At 59.4% G+C, this 14,363-nt stretch carries 14 protein-coding genes; 4 read left to right on the top strand and 10 right to left on the bottom strand.

Going from position 1 to position 14,363, the window contains the following annotated elements:
- Positions 1 to 101: 101 nt before the first annotated feature.
- The gene (locus J7412_RS05120; protein ID WP_209061742.1) at positions 102 to 524 is read left to right on the top strand and encodes a tellurite resistance TerB family protein; all 423 of its coding nucleotides are present in this window, start codon (positions 102 to 104) and stop codon (positions 522 to 524) included.
- Between the two features lie 48 nt (positions 525 to 572).
- On the opposite strand, the gene J7412_RS05115 is transcribed toward J7412_RS05120, so the two are convergent.
- Positions 573 to 2,198 carry an ATP-binding protein gene (locus J7412_RS05115; RefSeq protein ID WP_209077711.1) on the bottom strand — a complete coding sequence of 542 codons (1,626 nt, stop codon included), beginning with the start codon at positions 2,196 to 2,198 and terminating at the stop codon, positions 573 to 575.
- A gap of 246 nt (positions 2,199 to 2,444) precedes the next feature.
- Positions 2,445 to 3,938 carry a D-alanyl-D-alanine carboxypeptidase/D-alanyl-D-alanine-endopeptidase gene (dacB, locus tag J7412_RS05110; RefSeq protein WP_209077710.1) on the bottom strand — a complete coding sequence of 498 codons (1,494 nt, stop codon included), beginning with the start codon at positions 3,936 to 3,938 and terminating at the stop codon, positions 2,445 to 2,447.
- Positions 3,939 to 4,029: 91 nt separating this feature from the next.
- On the opposite strand from dacB, the gene J7412_RS05105 reads away from it, so the two are divergent.
- Positions 4,030 to 4,923, top strand: coding sequence for a DMT family transporter (locus J7412_RS05105; protein WP_348540464.1), 894 nt, complete (start codon positions 4,030 to 4,032; stop codon positions 4,921 to 4,923).
- On the opposite strand, the gene J7412_RS05100 is transcribed toward J7412_RS05105, so the two are convergent.
- The 4 genes from J7412_RS05100 to ruvC are packed head-to-tail and all read right to left on the bottom strand — an operon-like array spanning position 4,908 to position 7,612.
- Positions 4,908 to 5,285, bottom strand: a complete 378-nt coding sequence (locus J7412_RS05100; protein ID WP_209077709.1) for a hypothetical protein — start codon at positions 5,283 to 5,285, stop codon at positions 4,908 to 4,910. The genes J7412_RS05105 and J7412_RS05100 overlap by 16 nt on opposite strands.
- 57 nt (positions 5,286 to 5,342) lie before the next feature.
- Positions 5,343 to 6,380, bottom strand: a complete 1,038-nt coding sequence (ruvB, locus tag J7412_RS05095; RefSeq protein ID WP_209077708.1) for a Holliday junction branch migration DNA helicase RuvB — start codon at positions 6,378 to 6,380, stop codon at positions 5,343 to 5,345.
- A gap of 3 nt (positions 6,381 to 6,383) precedes the next feature.
- Positions 6,384 to 7,109 carry a Holliday junction branch migration protein RuvA gene (gene ruvA / locus J7412_RS05090; RefSeq protein ID WP_209077707.1) on the bottom strand — a complete coding sequence of 242 codons (726 nt, stop codon included), beginning with the start codon at positions 7,107 to 7,109 and terminating at the stop codon, positions 6,384 to 6,386.
- Positions 7,106 to 7,612: a crossover junction endodeoxyribonuclease RuvC gene (ruvC, locus tag J7412_RS05085; protein WP_209077706.1), complete on the bottom strand. Its 507-nt coding sequence runs from the start codon at positions 7,610 to 7,612 to the stop codon at positions 7,106 to 7,108. The genes ruvA and ruvC overlap by 4 nt, the downstream gene beginning before the upstream one ends.
- 330 nt (positions 7,613 to 7,942) lie before the next feature.
- Here ruvC and J7412_RS05080 point away from each other — a divergent pair, with 330 nt between their 5' ends.
- Complete coding sequence (locus J7412_RS05080; protein ID WP_209077705.1) at positions 7,943 to 8,131, top strand: DUF1127 domain-containing protein; 189 nt, start codon at positions 7,943 to 7,945, stop codon at positions 8,129 to 8,131.
- A 158-nt stretch (positions 8,132 to 8,289) separates the two neighbouring features.
- On the opposite strand, the gene J7412_RS05075 is transcribed toward J7412_RS05080, so the two are convergent.
- From J7412_RS05075 to J7412_RS05060, 4 genes are all read right to left on the bottom strand, one after another.
- Entirely contained in the window at positions 8,290 to 8,637 is a 348-nt protein-coding gene (locus J7412_RS05075) for a hypothetical protein (RefSeq protein ID WP_209077704.1), read from the bottom strand.
- Positions 8,638 to 8,932: 295 nt separating this feature from the next.
- On the bottom strand, positions 8,933 to 9,811 hold the full coding sequence (locus J7412_RS05070) for a 50S ribosomal protein L11 methyltransferase (protein WP_209077703.1): 879 nt from the start codon (positions 9,809 to 9,811) through the stop codon (positions 8,933 to 8,935).
- 71 nt (positions 9,812 to 9,882) lie between these two features.
- Positions 9,883 to 11,115 carry an MFS transporter gene (locus J7412_RS05065; RefSeq protein WP_209077702.1) on the bottom strand — a complete coding sequence of 411 codons (1,233 nt, stop codon included), beginning with the start codon at positions 11,113 to 11,115 and terminating at the stop codon, positions 9,883 to 9,885.
- A 137-nt stretch (positions 11,116 to 11,252) separates the two neighbouring features.
- The gene (locus J7412_RS05060; protein WP_209077701.1) at positions 11,253 to 13,448 is read right to left on the bottom strand and encodes a primosomal protein N'; all 2,196 of its coding nucleotides are present in this window, start codon (positions 13,446 to 13,448) and stop codon (positions 11,253 to 11,255) included.
- Positions 13,449 to 13,627: 179 nt separating this feature from the next.
- Here J7412_RS05060 and fsa point away from each other — a divergent pair, with 179 nt between their 5' ends.
- Complete coding sequence (gene fsa / locus J7412_RS05055) at positions 13,628 to 14,281, top strand: fructose-6-phosphate aldolase (RefSeq protein WP_209061765.1); 654 nt, start codon at positions 13,628 to 13,630, stop codon at positions 14,279 to 14,281.
- Positions 14,282 to 14,363: the final 82 nt, after the last annotated feature.

Raw genomic sequence — 14,363 nt, 5'->3', positions numbered from 1 at the left:
CCAAGCGCCTCATTGCACGTGACAATCCGACGCTTCCTATTGCTCCTGAGACTGGCAGTCAATATTCTGCACTGCAACACAGCAATGCAAAGGATTTGCAAGTGACCCAAGAAATTCCACACCCGCTCACCCCGCAGGACTGCTTGGTGTTGGTGATGGTGGCTGTCTCCGCGTCTGACGAGAACATCCGCACCGCTGAACTCGTGAAAATTCAGGCGGCCGTGAACCACCTGCCGGTATTTGCGGAATATGATGTGGACCGAATGCAGGTCATCAGCCAGTTGGTGTTTGACCTGTTTGAACAGGAAGACGGTCTCGCCGCGCTGTTTGGTCTGGTGCGCGACAATCTGGATGAACGGCTCTTTGAAACCGCTTATGCGCTGGCCTGTGATGTTGGGGCTGCGGATGGCACTCTGGCTGAGCCAGAGCTGCGCCTGCTTGAAGAGATACGCTATGAGCTGAACATCGACCGCCTGCACGCTGCCGCAATTGAGCGCGGTGCGCGCGCGCGTCACATGACCTAAGCCGAGCCCGGTAACAACATGAGCTGCGCAGGTAACACGCTTGCGCGGCTATTGAAGGATGTCGATCAGGGCCTGCTTGCGGAACGGCTTGCTGAGAAACCCATCCATTCCGGCCTCAAAGCAGGCCTCTGTATCGCTGGGCTGCGCATTTGCCGTCAACGCGACGATACGGCAAGGCACTCTCCCGCTTTCCTTCTCAAAGAGACGGATTTCCCGCGTCGCCTGTAGCCCGCCCATCACCGGCATCGACAGATCCATCAGGATCACATCGTAGACCTGATTACGGCAGCACTCCAAGGCTTCCAACCCGTCCTGCACAAAGCGCATATCGGCACCGGTAGGCTCCAACATTTTCCGCACAACCATCTGGTTGGTCTTGTTGTCTTCCGCCACTAGGATTTGACGCCCTGAGAGCGGCCCCTTCCCGACAGCCAGGCTCGCATCGGTTCGGGCAATCTTGCGACTGTCCCAGATGACGTTCTCGGTCGGCTCAGAATGGATCTCTTGGCCTGCCCCCACTTTGGGCGTCACCGCATCTGTCGGGGTCAAGTTCAAGGCCACAAGGAAGGTGGTGCCCTCATTCGGAACACTCTCAACCGAGAGTTTTCCGCCCATACGTTCCACCAGAGCCTTGCTGATCGCCAAGCCAAGCCCGGTGCCTTTGCCGCGCAATTTGCCATCTTCGTGCACTTGTTCAAAGGCTGTGAAGATCATCTCGAGCTGGGCCGGATCGATGCCGACACCCGTGTCTGACACGGCAATCTTAAGCGGCATCTCATCCGCGCCTGAAGCGAAAGAAACCTTCACAGACACGCGCCCCACTTCTGTGAACTTCACCGCGTTGCCAATGAGATTCAGTAAGACCTGACGCACGCGGCTCATATCACCGACAAAGCTGCTCGGCATATCCTCCGGATAATCAAAGACCAGCTCCAGCTTCTTGGCATCAGAATGCCGCGATAGAAGCGCACAGCACTCGCGCACAAGCTCCCGCAAAGAAAACGGCTCATCCGTCAGAGAGATTTTCTGCGCCTGAATCTTTGAGAAATCCAACACATCATTGACGATGGTCAGCAGCGCGTTGGCGGAATTGTAGATGGTGTTGGCGCAGAGGCGCTGGTGGTCGTCCAGCTCCGTCTCCGACAACAGCTCGCACATCCCCATGATCCCATTCATCGGCGTGCGTATTTCGTGGCTGACATTTGCCAAGAAGCGTTCTTTGGCGCGATTGGCTTCCTCTGCCTCCTCGCGCGCCAGCTTGTTCAGCTCAAGCGCCTGATCACGCTCCCGCTGCGAGGTGATGTCTTCTGTGGTGCCAACGATATGCGTCAGCTGCCCGGCGTCATCAAACACCGGCCTCAGTGTCGTCCGAAAATCAGCGATACGATCATCAAACGGGATGGTCACAAAATGCACGCTTTCGGTCTGCGCCTTGACAGCCTCAAGATGGAGCGCGAGCCCGCGCTCCCCATTCCAACCGCCAAAAATCTCAAGGGCGGTCTTGCCGAGCGCATCCTTGGCGGCGACCTCTGTGCGTCGCTCCCACTCTTTGGTGACCTTCACATAGCGCGGCATACCATCAGCACCGACCTCCAAGACGAAGATCGCACCCTGAGCCGCGTCTAGAAACGCGAAATGGTTCGAGAGATTACTGGGCTTCCTGGGGGTATTCATCACGTTAGAGCAACAGCCCTTTCCAAAACATGGGTACAAAATCATTTACTTAGCAATAATTACGAAACTATTGCTACCAAACGCCAAATACAACACGCGCCGTATTTCTACATACGCCCGCACGCGCCGTAGATCTTTACTACGCAAAGAAGAGCCTTGGCGGCTGTGTGCCACGTCATAGCGGTCAAACGCTTTCTGAGCCCCATCAGCCCCCCTATATAAGAGAGAGCGCTAATCCTGCCCGCTCTACGCCCCGTAGACCGTGCCCCACCGCGCAATCAGCGCCTGCTGCAACCGCTTGGCTCGCCCATTCCAGGTGCGCGCGCCTTTCGGGCGTTCGCGGTCAGGGCCAATCAGACGCTGGCGCGCGCTGACATCGGCCTCAAAGATTGCAAAGGCCAGAACTTTTCCGTCAGGCGCGTTGATGTAGCCTGCCAGCGCACTCACAAAATGCAGCGTCCCGGTTTTGGCGCGGACCTTGACCGGATGGGCTTTGATCGGTCGCCCCTTGGCGTCTTTCACAGGTATGTCTTTCAGGATCGGCTGAAGCACCTCATGTTGCCCCGCCTGTGCCAGCATCAAAGCCATTTCATCCGCACGCAGTCGCGATGCCTCGCCCAAACCGGAGTGATCCACCAATGCAGCCGCCTGCATACCAAGCTGTTCCTTGGCCCAGGCATTCATCGCCGCAGCAGAGTCCTTCAATGTCAAAGGTTGCGCGCCGCGCGCCTGAGAGGCCGCGAGACCCACCATCTCCGCGGTGAGGTTGGTGGAGTATTTCAGCATGCCGGTGAGGATGGTCTTCAAATCAGGGCTTTGCTGGCGGGCGACAATCGTGCCACGTGGTGCGCCCTGCGCCACCTTGGGCGCCTGCAACACGATGCCGTGCGCGCGCGCCAATGTACGAAACACCTCACCTGCGTAAAGCTCCGGCTGGCGCAGCGGCAGCCAGCGCGCGCCACTCTGTCCCAACGCGCCTTTGGCGACGGTCCACTGATCCGTCTGCCCCGCCGATTTATAGGTGTAAACGGGCACCGCACGGTTGACGATTTTCATCTGCGCCACGGTCACGGCAGGACGGTACTTGTTGCTGCGCGCATCCATGGTCACGCCATAACCGTCTGCGCCACGCTTCCACTCAAAGTGGACCCGGTTATAATTCAACGCGATGCCGGAGACCGCTGGATTGTAGCCCGCATGATCGGGCTGTTTCTTGTCGATCCTTTTGACCGATGGCAGCGCCCCGCCCCACACCAGGAAGCGGCCAGTCACCTCGCGAATGCCTGAGGCCTTCAGCGTTCTTGCCAAGTCCGCCAGCCCGTTTGTGTCAAGCGTCGGGTCCCCGCCGCCGCGCAACACAAGATCGCCATTCAGAACACCGTTCTCCACCGTCCCAACAGCCACCAGGCTTGTAAGAAAGCGGTGGTTTGGCCCCAGATAGTGCAACGCATAAAGCGCGGTCAGCACTTTGGTCACGCTGGCGGGTGGCAACCCCGAGGCCGCATTGTGCCCTTCCAGAATGCCGCCATCTCCGGCGCGCGCCACGGCGTAGCTCACCTTGCCAGTGAGGCCACTGTCGCGGATCAGGCTTTCTGCAGAAGGCGCACTGTTGATCAGTCTCTGCGCATCCGGGCGCAGCACGGGCCGCAATGATCGGCTCGGCGCATTGGCCCAAAGAGGTGTCCCCAAACTGGCGGCGCTCAAGGTCAGAAACGACCGGCGTGTGAAGCTCTTTTTCATAGTCGCAACCGTACCTCTGAACCGCTTGATGGTTCAACCGGCAGAGTGCTCGTGCGACTTCACAAAATATACAAAAATCAGCGGGCTTTTGGTGAGGCTGTTAACATGTTACCGCTGTGCCATGTGGAAAGTCTTTGCCCTGATGTTTGTCGCCATGTCCATGATCCCCGCAGGGGACACGGCGGGCAAACTCATGATGCAGACCCATGGTGCCAGCCCGATATTTGTCGCCTGGTCCCGCTTTGCACTTGGCGCGTTGATGGCCTTGCCTTTGCTGCGGCCAACAACCCTGCGCGCGCTTGGCCATTGGGCGATCTGGCTGCGCGCCGCATTGATGAGCTGTGGTATCTTCTGCATTCAAAACGCCCTGCAGACCGCGCCCATTGCCGACGTCTTTGCCGCGTTTTTCATCGGGCCGATCTTTTCCTACATCTTGTCCGTTCTCTTGCTCAAAGAGCCCGCAACGCGCAGCCGCAACCTTCTGATGGCGCTGGGATTTCTCGGTGTTCTGCTCGTGGTGCGGCCAAGCGCCGACATGTCTGCCGGTCTTCTCTACGCGGTGGCGGCTGGCCTCTGCTACGGCGCCTTTCTCACAGCCTCGCGCTGGCTCTCAGGCACGGTGCGCGCCACGGACCTGCTTGTCACCCAACTGGCGCTCAGCGCTCTGATCCTGACACCTTTTGGCCTGCCGTATCTGCCGACCACCGCCTCACTGGAGTTCAGCGCACTCACCTTTGGCAGCGCGGCCTTTTCGATGGGAGGAAACCTCCTCCTGTTGTTCGCCTATCGCCGCGCCGAGGCCGCACAGCTTGCGCCTCTGGTCTACCTTCAACTGCTGAGCGCTACGGCACTTGGATGGGTGGTGTTTGGCACCTTGCCCGCGACCCTCACCTGGCTCGGACTGGCACTGATCCTGAGCGCCGGCGTGCTCTCCGCAGCGCTTCCGAGCTTGCAGGCAAAAGCCAAGCGTCAGACGGCTGGTTGAAGGATATCTGGTGTAGCCTGCGTGCCGGGAGCACCACTCAGATACTTCCCCCACTTCCGCTCAAAGGCGGCTTCCAGATCGATCCCCTGCCATTGGGCAAAGACCATTAGAAACCCAAACAGGTCTGCGGCTTCGTCCGCCAAAGCCTCTTTGGCACATTGATCGGAGCCACTGCCACGCTGATTGCCAATGGACGCGAGATAGGCGGATTGCATCTCCCCCAGCTCTTCCGTCAGTTTTGCAAGATACCAAGCAGGGTCGCGCGTGATCTCAAAGGTCTCAGCATAAATGTCGCTGACCTGTTTGGCCCGAGCCGTCAAATCCGAGACACTCCGCCCTGTGGGTCGATCCAATTCACTCATTCACACACTCCACAGATCTGAACAGCTGCACCACCTTCGCGCTCTCAAAGACCTCTCTTACCCCTTACCGGGCGAGAACAAATCTTTCTGATCCGGGCGTTTGGGGGCCGAAAGCCCCAGATGTCGCCACGCTTTCTGCGCCAGCATCCGGCCGCGCGGTGTCCTCTGAATCAGACCTTGCTGTAGCAAAAACGGTTCGATCACCTCTTCAATCGCATCGCGGCTCTCGCTCAGCGCAGCGCTGATCGTGTCGATCCCGACAGGGCCACCGCCGTAGTTCTCTGCAATGAAAAGCAGGTATCGGCGGTCCGCCCCGTCCAGTCCGAGGTTGTCCACCCCAAGCCGCGTCAGCGCCCCGTCCGCAAGCGCCTTGGTGATGACGCCGTCGCCCTCCACCAGAGCAAAGTCCACCACCCGGCGCAACAGCCGCCCTGCGATCCGAGGCGTGCCACGCGACCGGCGCGCAATTTCACGCGCACCGCCATCCTGTGCCGGCACATGAAGCTTGCGTGCATTGCGGGTGACGATCTCGTTGAGCTCATCTTCGGTGTAAAACTGCAGACGTGTCGGAATGCCGAAACGGTCGCGCAGCGGCGTGGTCAAAAGCCCCAATCGGGTGGTTGCGCCAACCAGGGTAAACGGCTGCAGCTCAATGCGCACGGTCCGCGCGGCAGGGCCCTCCCCGATCACCAGATCAAGCTCAAAGTCTTCCATCGCCGGATACAGCACCTCTTCCACCGCCGGGTTCAGACGGTGGATTTCGTCGATGAACAACACATCGCGCGCTTCCAGATTGGTCAGGATCGCCGCAAGGTCGCCTGCTTTGGCCAGCACGGGGCCGGAAGTCATCCGAAAGTTCACGCCAAGCTCGCGCGCCATGATCTGGGCGAGGGTTGTTTTCCCAAGCCCCGGAGGTCCGTGAAACAACGTGTGGTCCATCGCTTCACCGCGACGCCGGGCGCTCTCAATGAACACCCGCAGGTTTGCCCGCGCCTCGGCTTGGCCAATGAAGGCGTCAAGCTCCTGTGGGCGCAGGGCGCGATCCGCATCTTCAGGTCGCGACTCTGGGCGCAATGTCGGGTCTGGCTGATCCATAGATTATCCCTTCGGCGCCAAGAGTTTGAGGGCTGTGCGGATCAAGGTTGCCGTATCCGCCTCGGGATCTTCGCCCGCCGCCTGTGCCACCGCGGTTGCCGCATCTGAGGGGCTGTAACCCAAATTGCCAAGTGCGGACAAAGCGTCCGCCTGCACACTCATGGATGCCGCTGCCGCCGAGCCGCTCGCCCCGGAAGCGCCACCTGGCGTGACCGGTGCATGTGCCGGATCTTCCAGCACTGCGTCACCTTCCTCCGGCGCGCTCTGTGCTGTCTCGCCAGTTGCTGTGGCCATCGCATTGCTGAGACTGCCGCCCAGCGCCATGATTTCAGGCGCTTTGTCTTTCAGCTCAATGACAACCCGCTGTGCGGTTTTGGGGCCAACCCCTTTGGCCGCCTTGATCGCCGCCACATCGCCCAGCGTCACGGCGCGGCTGACACCCTCCGCCCCAAGCGTGCCCAGAATGGCGAGACTGGCCTTTGCGCCGATGCCCTGCACACTCATCAGAAGCCGGTGCCATTCTTTTTCAAACAGGCTGCCAAATCCAAAGAGCTGCAAAAGGTCTTCGCGGACCAAAAGATCGGTATAAAGCGCCACAGCCTCCCCTGCGGCCGGCATCGCCGCCAGCGTTCGGTCAGAGCAGTAGACCATATAGCCCACCCCGCGCACGTCGATCAGAACGTGATCCGTGCTGCGGTATTCCAGCGTTCCAGAAATCTTGCCTATCATGCCTGCGCCTTTTTCAATGCGGCCGCATATCCGGCCCCTGCCCGCGCACAATGCGCATGGCACATGGCAATGGCCAGCGCATCTGCGGCGTCAGGCCCGGCAATCTGCACACCGGGCAGTTGCAGCTTCACCATATGCTCCACCTGATGCTTTTCCGCATGGCCAACGCCCACCACGGTTTTCTTCACTTTGTTGGGGGCATATTCCCCGATGATCAGCCCGGCCTGTGCAGGCACCAGCAAGGCGATCCCGCGCGCTTGCCCCAGCTTCAGCGTCCCCGCGCCATCCTTGTTCACAAAGGTCTGCTCAATCGCCGCATGATCTGGCAGGAACCGAGCCACCACATCCGTCAGCTGTTCATGCAAAGACAGCAGGCGCGCGGCCAAATCCTCGCCAACCGAATGACAGATTCCATTGCCCACATGGCTCAACCGGCTGCCATCAGCGTCGATCACGCCCCAGCCCATATTCCGCAAGCCGGGATCAATTCCCAATACGCGCATCTGCCGCCCCATTCTGCTCTTTTTGTTCTGTTGTGCTCCGGAGTAGCACGAAACGAGAACAAACGCCAAGGCCAATCCCATTCCAATAGCTGCATGCGATTTCTGCAGCCCCGCCTTGCACTCGTTACATAACTGTTACAAAGCGGTCGTTTTTATCCTCAAAAATGTCGTAAAAACCGAACCAACGCGCATTTTTCCAAGCCGATCCGACCCATGCACAACCTGCATAGGACCTATGCCGGAATCCGTCTTGTGAGCTTTGATCGACCTCCATATTTGCCGTCCATCTTGAAGAATAGACCATACCAAATTGGCAGAAGGAACACTGATATGGCCTCTTTTGAAACGACGTCGACCCCCAGTTTTGCTGGCCGTATCCGCGACACATTCACTGTGTTCGCTGCTCAGGTTGCAGACTGGAACGAGAAACGTTTGACCCGGAAAGCCCTGGAACAGCTCAGCGATCGCGAGCTGGAGGACATCGGCATGTCTCGTGCCGACATCCCCCGCTATCGCTGAGTCTGGCAAGTCACCACTCACATGGTCGGGCCTTCGGGTCGGAAACCGCAGCCTGCTTGGGGAGGCTGCGGTTTTTTAGTGCCCAAAACAAACGCGGCCCCGGGGGAGAGAACCCGAGGCCGCAAGGATCTTGGAGGGATCCATGAAAAAGAAGGGTGTTAGCCCAGTGAATTGATCTTGAGCGCGATCCAGCGCGACACCGGATCAGGGCGCATGGTCCAGGCTGCGGCTTTCTCCACGGCGTTTCCACCGCTCAAACGCGCCACATCCTGCGAATAGAAGTCAGGACCAAGCTGGGACATCATCAAGCCTTTGATGACGAAAAAAGAGACCGCAACCATGCTCAGACCGTGCCACGGGATCGTGCGTCTGCGTCCTGCACCCCGCACGATGACGTAGCCATTGCGGTCAATAGCAACTGCCTCACGCGCCTTGGGCCCGGCTTCCGCTTGATTGCGGTAAATCCGTGCGAGACGCTCATGAAACTCAGCGTTGGATTCACTCATAGCAAATACTCAGGTTTGGCCCCCACCAAACTCGAATAAAATTGACCAAAAATTGCCCTAAAATCAAGGCGAGCCCTGACAAATAAGGCAAATTCGAGACAAAACTTGTTTTTATGCTTAACAGATCACGCTCATTTGGAAACAGTCGCAGAGCGGCGATCCTGACTATCCCCGCAAGGCAAACAATCTCGCAAAAACATACAAAAAAGGCGCTCCGTCGCGGAACGCCTTATTCATGATTCGACAAGGGCTGATTGCGAAATTTTTCTCAACCCGCCTTATCTGCCTGGAAGTGTTAGCCTGCGTTATTGCGGGTCAGGGTCAATGTGGTCCATTCGCCGATTTCTTCGCGCGTATGCACCGCAAAGCCCGCTGCCTCGTAGACCGCAACCACCTCATCCGCCTGCTCATTCAGGATACCGGACAGGATCGCGTGACCCTGTGGCGCGATATTGGCGCCCATGTCGGGTGCCAGATCCACAAGCGGCGCTTTCAGAATATTGGCGAACACCAGATCATATGGCGCTTTTGCTGCCAGATCCGGATGGCCAAAGCCTGCCGCCTCCAGACAGATCAGCTTGTCTTCCAGACCATTGGCAACCGCATTGGCCTTCGCCACATCCACGGCGACTTCGTCAATATCGCTGGCGAGCACCTTGTTGGGCCAGATGCGCGCAGCCCCCATGGCCAGCACGGCAGTGCCGCAGCCGATGTCAGCAACGTTCTCGCCGACAAAACCTTCGTTGGCGAGGCGGTCCAGCGCTTTCAGACACCCCAGCGTGGTGCCGTGGTGACCGGTGCCAAAGGCCATCGCCGCCTCGATCAACAGAGGCTCTGCGCCTTCCGGCACCTTGTCCGCATCATGGCTGCCGTAGACAAAGAATCGACCGGCCTCCACAGGGGCCAGCTCGCGCTTCACATGGGCCACCCAGTCGGTTTCCGGAAGCTCAGACACCACAAAGGGCTTTGCCTCAAAAGCAGCTGCGAGAACCGCAAGGCCCGCCTCATCAGGCGCCTCGGTGAAATAGCCGCCCACTTCCCAGAGACCAGAGCCGTCTTCGATCTCAAAGACGCCCACACCGGTGGGCTCCGGCACCAGACGCTCCATGGCTTCGCCAAGCGCCTCAGCTTGGGATTTCCCGACGAGCGTGGTCAGCGCGGTGAATGTGGCCATAACAGATCTCCAGAAACTTTGTGCCGGGCCTAGGGTCTTGGCCCAGCTTCGTCAAGCCTGACGGGCGCAAACTACTCTGCAGCGGCGGCCAAAGGGCGTGTCAGGCGGGTTTCATTGCCCTTCTCAGGGTGGCGCGGGATCAGGCAGGCCAGACCAAGCGACACCGCCGCCATAGACGCCGCCAGCACAAACACCGCCCCCGGGGAGGCCAGCCAAAGCAAACCCAGCAGCACCGGCAGGAACACCGCGGCAATGTGGTTGATGGTGAAGGCCACAGCAGCGGTCGGTGCCATATCTTCAGGATCGGCAATCTTCTGGAAATAGGTCTTCAGCGCCAGTGCAAGGGAGAACAGCAAATGGTCCACCACATAGAGAGTGGCCGCCAGCACAAGCCCCCAACCGAAGAAGTAGATGCCACCATAGGCGAGGAACACGATCACCAGACCTGCGTATTCAAAGATGAGGGTGCGCCGCTCCCCGAACCGGGCCACAGCCGCGCCAATCATCGGGGCAAAAATCATATTGGCGACAAGGTTGATGAGGTAGAGGGCGGTGATTTCATGCACGTCGAAACCAAAGCGTTCGACCATCATGAAACCTGCAAAAACCACAAAGATCTGCCGCCGTGCGCCGGCCATGAACTGCATCGCGTAATAAAGCCAATAGCGCTTTTTGAGCACCATCTTGCGTGCCTGTGGCGTGCGGCCTTCAAACTGCGGGAATGCAAAAATGCAGTAGAGCGCGATCAGCGCGGTCATGCCGCCGCCAGCGAGGTAAACAAGCTCATAGCTCAGATCAAACCGCTTCCAGCTCAGCACAATCAGCCCATAGGCAAGCAGCGTTGCGCCAGAGCCTGCAGCCACCAGCCAGCCCAGCACTTTGGGGGCGCGCTTTTTGTCGAGCCACTGAAGCTGCAAAGACTGGTTCACGGTTTCATAATAGTGAAACCCGATCGAGCTCAGCAGCGTGATCATCAGAATGCCGCCCATGCTGGGGAAATAGGCGGTCAGCGCAGTTGCAACGCCCAAGAGCAGGAGGGAGATCATGCCCAACACCTGCTCGCGAATGAAGAGCAGCAGGAAGATCACGCCAATCGCCAGAAAGCCCGGAATTTCCCGCACAGTGTGCAAAAGGCCAATGTCGGAGCCGTCAAAGTCTGCCACCTCAACCACAAAGTTGTTGAGCAGCGCGCTCCAAGTGTTGAACGCGATGGGCATGGCCAGCGCCATCAGGACCAAAAGCGCGATCGGGCGACGCCACCACGGCAAAGCCTGCGCGTCATCAATGGCAATTTTTTCGAACATGCCTAGCGCATACGGGGAAACGCCCCAAAAGGCGAGAGCGAATGGACGCACAGGTTGGGCTGCGTATTTGCACGCAAGACAGATGCGAGGCTCTGCCTCGCGCTCCGGGATATGGGCAGCAAGAGGAAACCCTGCGCTTAATAGAAGCTCTGCGGGTCGATATCGACGGCGAGACGCAGATCACCCTTGAGGCGGAACTGGCCAATCCAACGTGCCAAGGCCGCTTGCAGCGGCGCGGATTTGTCGGCTTTCACCAAAAGCCGCACCCGGTGCCGTCCGCGCACACGCGCAATCGGGGCCGGGGCCGGGCCGTAAACTTCAGCGCCAATCGCCCGCAAAGCCTCCGAATTACGCGCCAGCGCATTGCCCAGATCAAACACCTGCCCCACATCGCTGCCTGAAAGGATGATCCCGGCCATGCGGCCAAAAGGCGGCACCACAGCGTGACGCCGCTCATCCGCCTCAGCCCGCCAGAAGCCGTTTTCATCGCCGGTCAGGATCGCGCGGATCACGGGGTGCTCCGGCTGGAAGGTCTGCAACAGCGCAAGCCCCGCGCGCTCAGAGCGCCCTGCCCGCCCGGCAACCTGCCGCATGAGCTGGAAGGTCCGCTCTGCTGCGCGCAGGTCAGAGCCTTGCAGGCCAAGGTCAGCATCAATCACGCCCACAAGCGTCAGCAGCGGGAAATTGTGACCCTTCGCCACCAGCTGGGTGCCGATGATGATATCCGCGCCGCCATTCGCGATGGTCTCAATGCTCTCTTTCAGCGCACGCGCTGAGCCAAAGAGATCCGAACTCAGCACCGCTTGGCGCGCCTCCGGCCAAAGCCCCTGCGCCTCTTCAGCCAGCCGCTCAACCCCCGGCCCGACCGGGGCCAGCTTGCCCTCGACCTCGCAGCTCGGGCAGGCCTCCGGCATCGGTTTTGTCTCGCCACACTGATGGCACAGCAAACGCTTGAGAAAGCGGTGCTCCACCATACGCGCGTCACAATGATCACAGCCGATCTGATGCCCACAGGCCCGGCAGATTGTCACCGGCGCATAGCCACGCCGATTGATGAACAGCAGCGCCTGCTCTCCTTTGGCAATGCGCGCGTCCACCGCCTGTTTCAATGCCGGGGAAATCCAACGGCTGGCCGGCAATTCCTGCGTGCGCATATCAATTGCCCGCATCTCCGGCAAAACCGACGCGCCGTAGCGGCTGGTCAGCTCAAGCCGTTTGTATTTGCCCGCTTCCGCATTGGCCCAGGTTTCGAGCGAAGGGGTGGCTGAGGCCAGCACCACCTGCGCATCACACATCGCTGCGCGCAGCACAGCCATATCGCGCGCATTATAAAGCACGCCGTCCTCTTGCTTATAGGAGGTGTCGTGCTCTTCATCGACAATGATCAGACCAAGATCGCGGTACGGCAAAAACAGCGCAGAGCGCGCGCCAACCACAAGCTGCGCGCCGCCCTCTCCCACCATTTTCCAGGCGCGACGACGCTCGGTCATGGTCACGCCGGAGTGCCACTCTGCGGGCCGAGCGCCAAACCGCGCCTCAACGCGGGTCAGGAACTCTGCGGTCAGCGCGATCTCCGGCAAGAGCACCAGCGCCTGCCGCCCCTTGCGCAGGCATTCTGCAACGGCCTCAAGGTAAACCTCTGTTTTGCCGGAGCCTGTGACCCCGCGCAGCAGAGTGGTGCCATAGACCCCTGACTGAATACCCGCGCGCAATTCTGCCGCACCGGCTTCCTGATCCGCCGTCAGCTCTTTGCCGCCGTAGTCCGGATCAAGCAGCAAATATGGTGTGTCCCGGGGCGCGGCTTCTTCCAGCACCACGCCCTGTTTCACCAGCCCTTTGATGACGGAATTTGTGACCCCCGCCATCTCGCCAAGTTCGCCCAGCGTGAAGGCAAGCCCGCCGTAGTCTTCCAATGTCGCCAGCACCCGCCGCCGCGCATCGGTCTGACGGTCAGGCTCCCCTGTGCCACGGCGATAGACTTTGCGCATAGAGGGCGGATCGCTCAGGCCCGGCGCACGGGTTGCCAACCGCAACATCGCGTACAGCGGCGTCAGAGTGTAATCGGCCGCGCGCTGCAGGAAATTGCGCATATCGGCCCGCATCGGCGCCACATCCAGCGCCTTATTGGCGGCGCGAATTTTGGAGATGTCATAGTCGCCCTTGCCCGGCCCCCAGACCACACCAAGCACTTTGCGCGGCCCCAGTGGCACCTCGACAAAACTGCCCGCAAAAACGCCCCCTTCCGGCGCTTTGTAATCCAAAACCCGGTCCAGCGGTTGCGTGGTCAGAACCGCAATCAAAGCCCCTTCGGGATAAAACTCTGCGTCGCTCAACAGACCCTCTTGCCAGCTTTGCCCACCAAATGCCGTTATCGCTAACGACAATTGCGCCCAAATGGCGCATTACAGCTTTCGGCGCGGCCCTCTATCGGGTAAAGCCATCACAGCCGCAGCGCAATCCCGCAGTTGCACCTATCATCCATGCACTTGTCAAACCCAGCAAAGGACCTGACATGAAATTCTTTGTAGACACTGCCGAAATCGACGCCATTGCCGAGCTCAACGCCCTAGGCATGGTGGATGGTGTCACCACCAACCCCTCCCTGATCAAAAAATCCGGCCGCGACATTCTCGAAGTGACCAAAGAGATCTGTGATCTGGTCGAAGGCCCGGTTTCTGCCGAAGTCACCGCAACCGACGCTGACGAAATGATCGCTGAAGGCCGCAAGCTGGTTGAGATCGCAGAAAACATCGCCGTCAAAGTGCCGCTGACCTGGGACGGTCTGAAAGCCTGTAAAACCCTGACCGATGCGGGCCACAAGGTGAACGTGACCCTGTGTTTCTCCGCCAATCAGGCGCTGCTGGCCGCCAAAGCGGGCGCAAGCTTCATCTCGCCTTTCATCGGCCGTCTGGACGACATCAACCTTGATGGCATGGACCTGATCGCCGACATCCGCCAGATCTACGACAACTACGGCTTTGAAACCGAAATCCTCGCAGCTTCTGTGCGCACCGTGAACCACGCCACCCAATGTGCGCTGGTGGGTGCAGACGTGATGACCGCCCCTCCCGGCGTGATCAAATCCATGATCAACCACCCGCTGACCGACAAAGGTCTTGATGCCTTCCTCGCAGACATCAAAGCGGCGGACATCAAAATCCTCTGATCCAGGATCAGCAGCAAAAACCATCAAGGCCCGCCATCGCGCGCGGGCCTTTTTTTATGCCTCGCCTTCAAAGGGCAAGTGA

Source organism: Shimia sp. R9_3, from assembly GCF_017743755.1.
Lineage (GTDB): Bacteria > Pseudomonadota > Alphaproteobacteria > Rhodobacterales > Rhodobacteraceae > Shimia.
The sequence above is the reverse complement of the archived record's forward strand: the minus strand, read 5'-3'. Positions and strand labels throughout refer to the sequence as shown.

What these genes read in the sequence shown, in the direction of transcription:
- J7412_RS05115 (WP_209077711.1), bottom strand. Translation starts at nt 2,198, where the DNA reads ATGAATACCCCCAGGAAGCCCAGTAATCTCTCGAACCATTTCGCGTTT.
- dacB (WP_209077710.1), bottom strand. Translation starts at nt 3,938, where the DNA reads ATGAAAAAGAGCTTCACACGCCGGTCGTTTCTGACCTTGAGCGCCGCC.
- J7412_RS05100 (WP_209077709.1), bottom strand. Translation starts at nt 5,285, where the DNA reads ATGAGTGAATTGGATCGACCCACAGGGCGGAGTGTCTCGGATTTGACG.
- ruvB (WP_209077708.1), bottom strand. Translation starts at nt 6,380, where the DNA reads ATGGATCAGCCAGACCCGACATTGCGCCCAGAGTCGCGACCTGAAGAT.
- ruvA (WP_209077707.1), bottom strand. Translation starts at nt 7,109, where the DNA reads ATGATAGGCAAGATTTCTGGAACGCTGGAATACCGCAGCACGGATCAC.
- ruvC (WP_209077706.1), bottom strand. Translation starts at nt 7,612, where the DNA reads ATGCGCGTATTGGGAATTGATCCCGGCTTGCGGAATATGGGCTGGGGC.
- J7412_RS05080 (WP_209077705.1), top strand. Translation starts at nt 7,943, where the DNA reads ATGGCCTCTTTTGAAACGACGTCGACCCCCAGTTTTGCTGGCCGTATC.
- J7412_RS05075 (WP_209077704.1), bottom strand. Translation starts at nt 8,637, where the DNA reads ATGAGTGAATCCAACGCTGAGTTTCATGAGCGTCTCGCACGGATTTAC.
- J7412_RS05070 (WP_209077703.1), bottom strand. Translation starts at nt 9,811, where the DNA reads ATGGCCACATTCACCGCGCTGACCACGCTCGTCGGGAAATCCCAAGCT.
- J7412_RS05065 (WP_209077702.1), bottom strand. Translation starts at nt 11,115, where the DNA reads ATGTTCGAAAAAATTGCCATTGATGACGCGCAGGCTTTGCCGTGGTGG.
- fsa (WP_209061765.1), top strand. Translation starts at nt 13,628, where the DNA reads ATGAAATTCTTTGTAGACACTGCCGAAATCGACGCCATTGCCGAGCTC.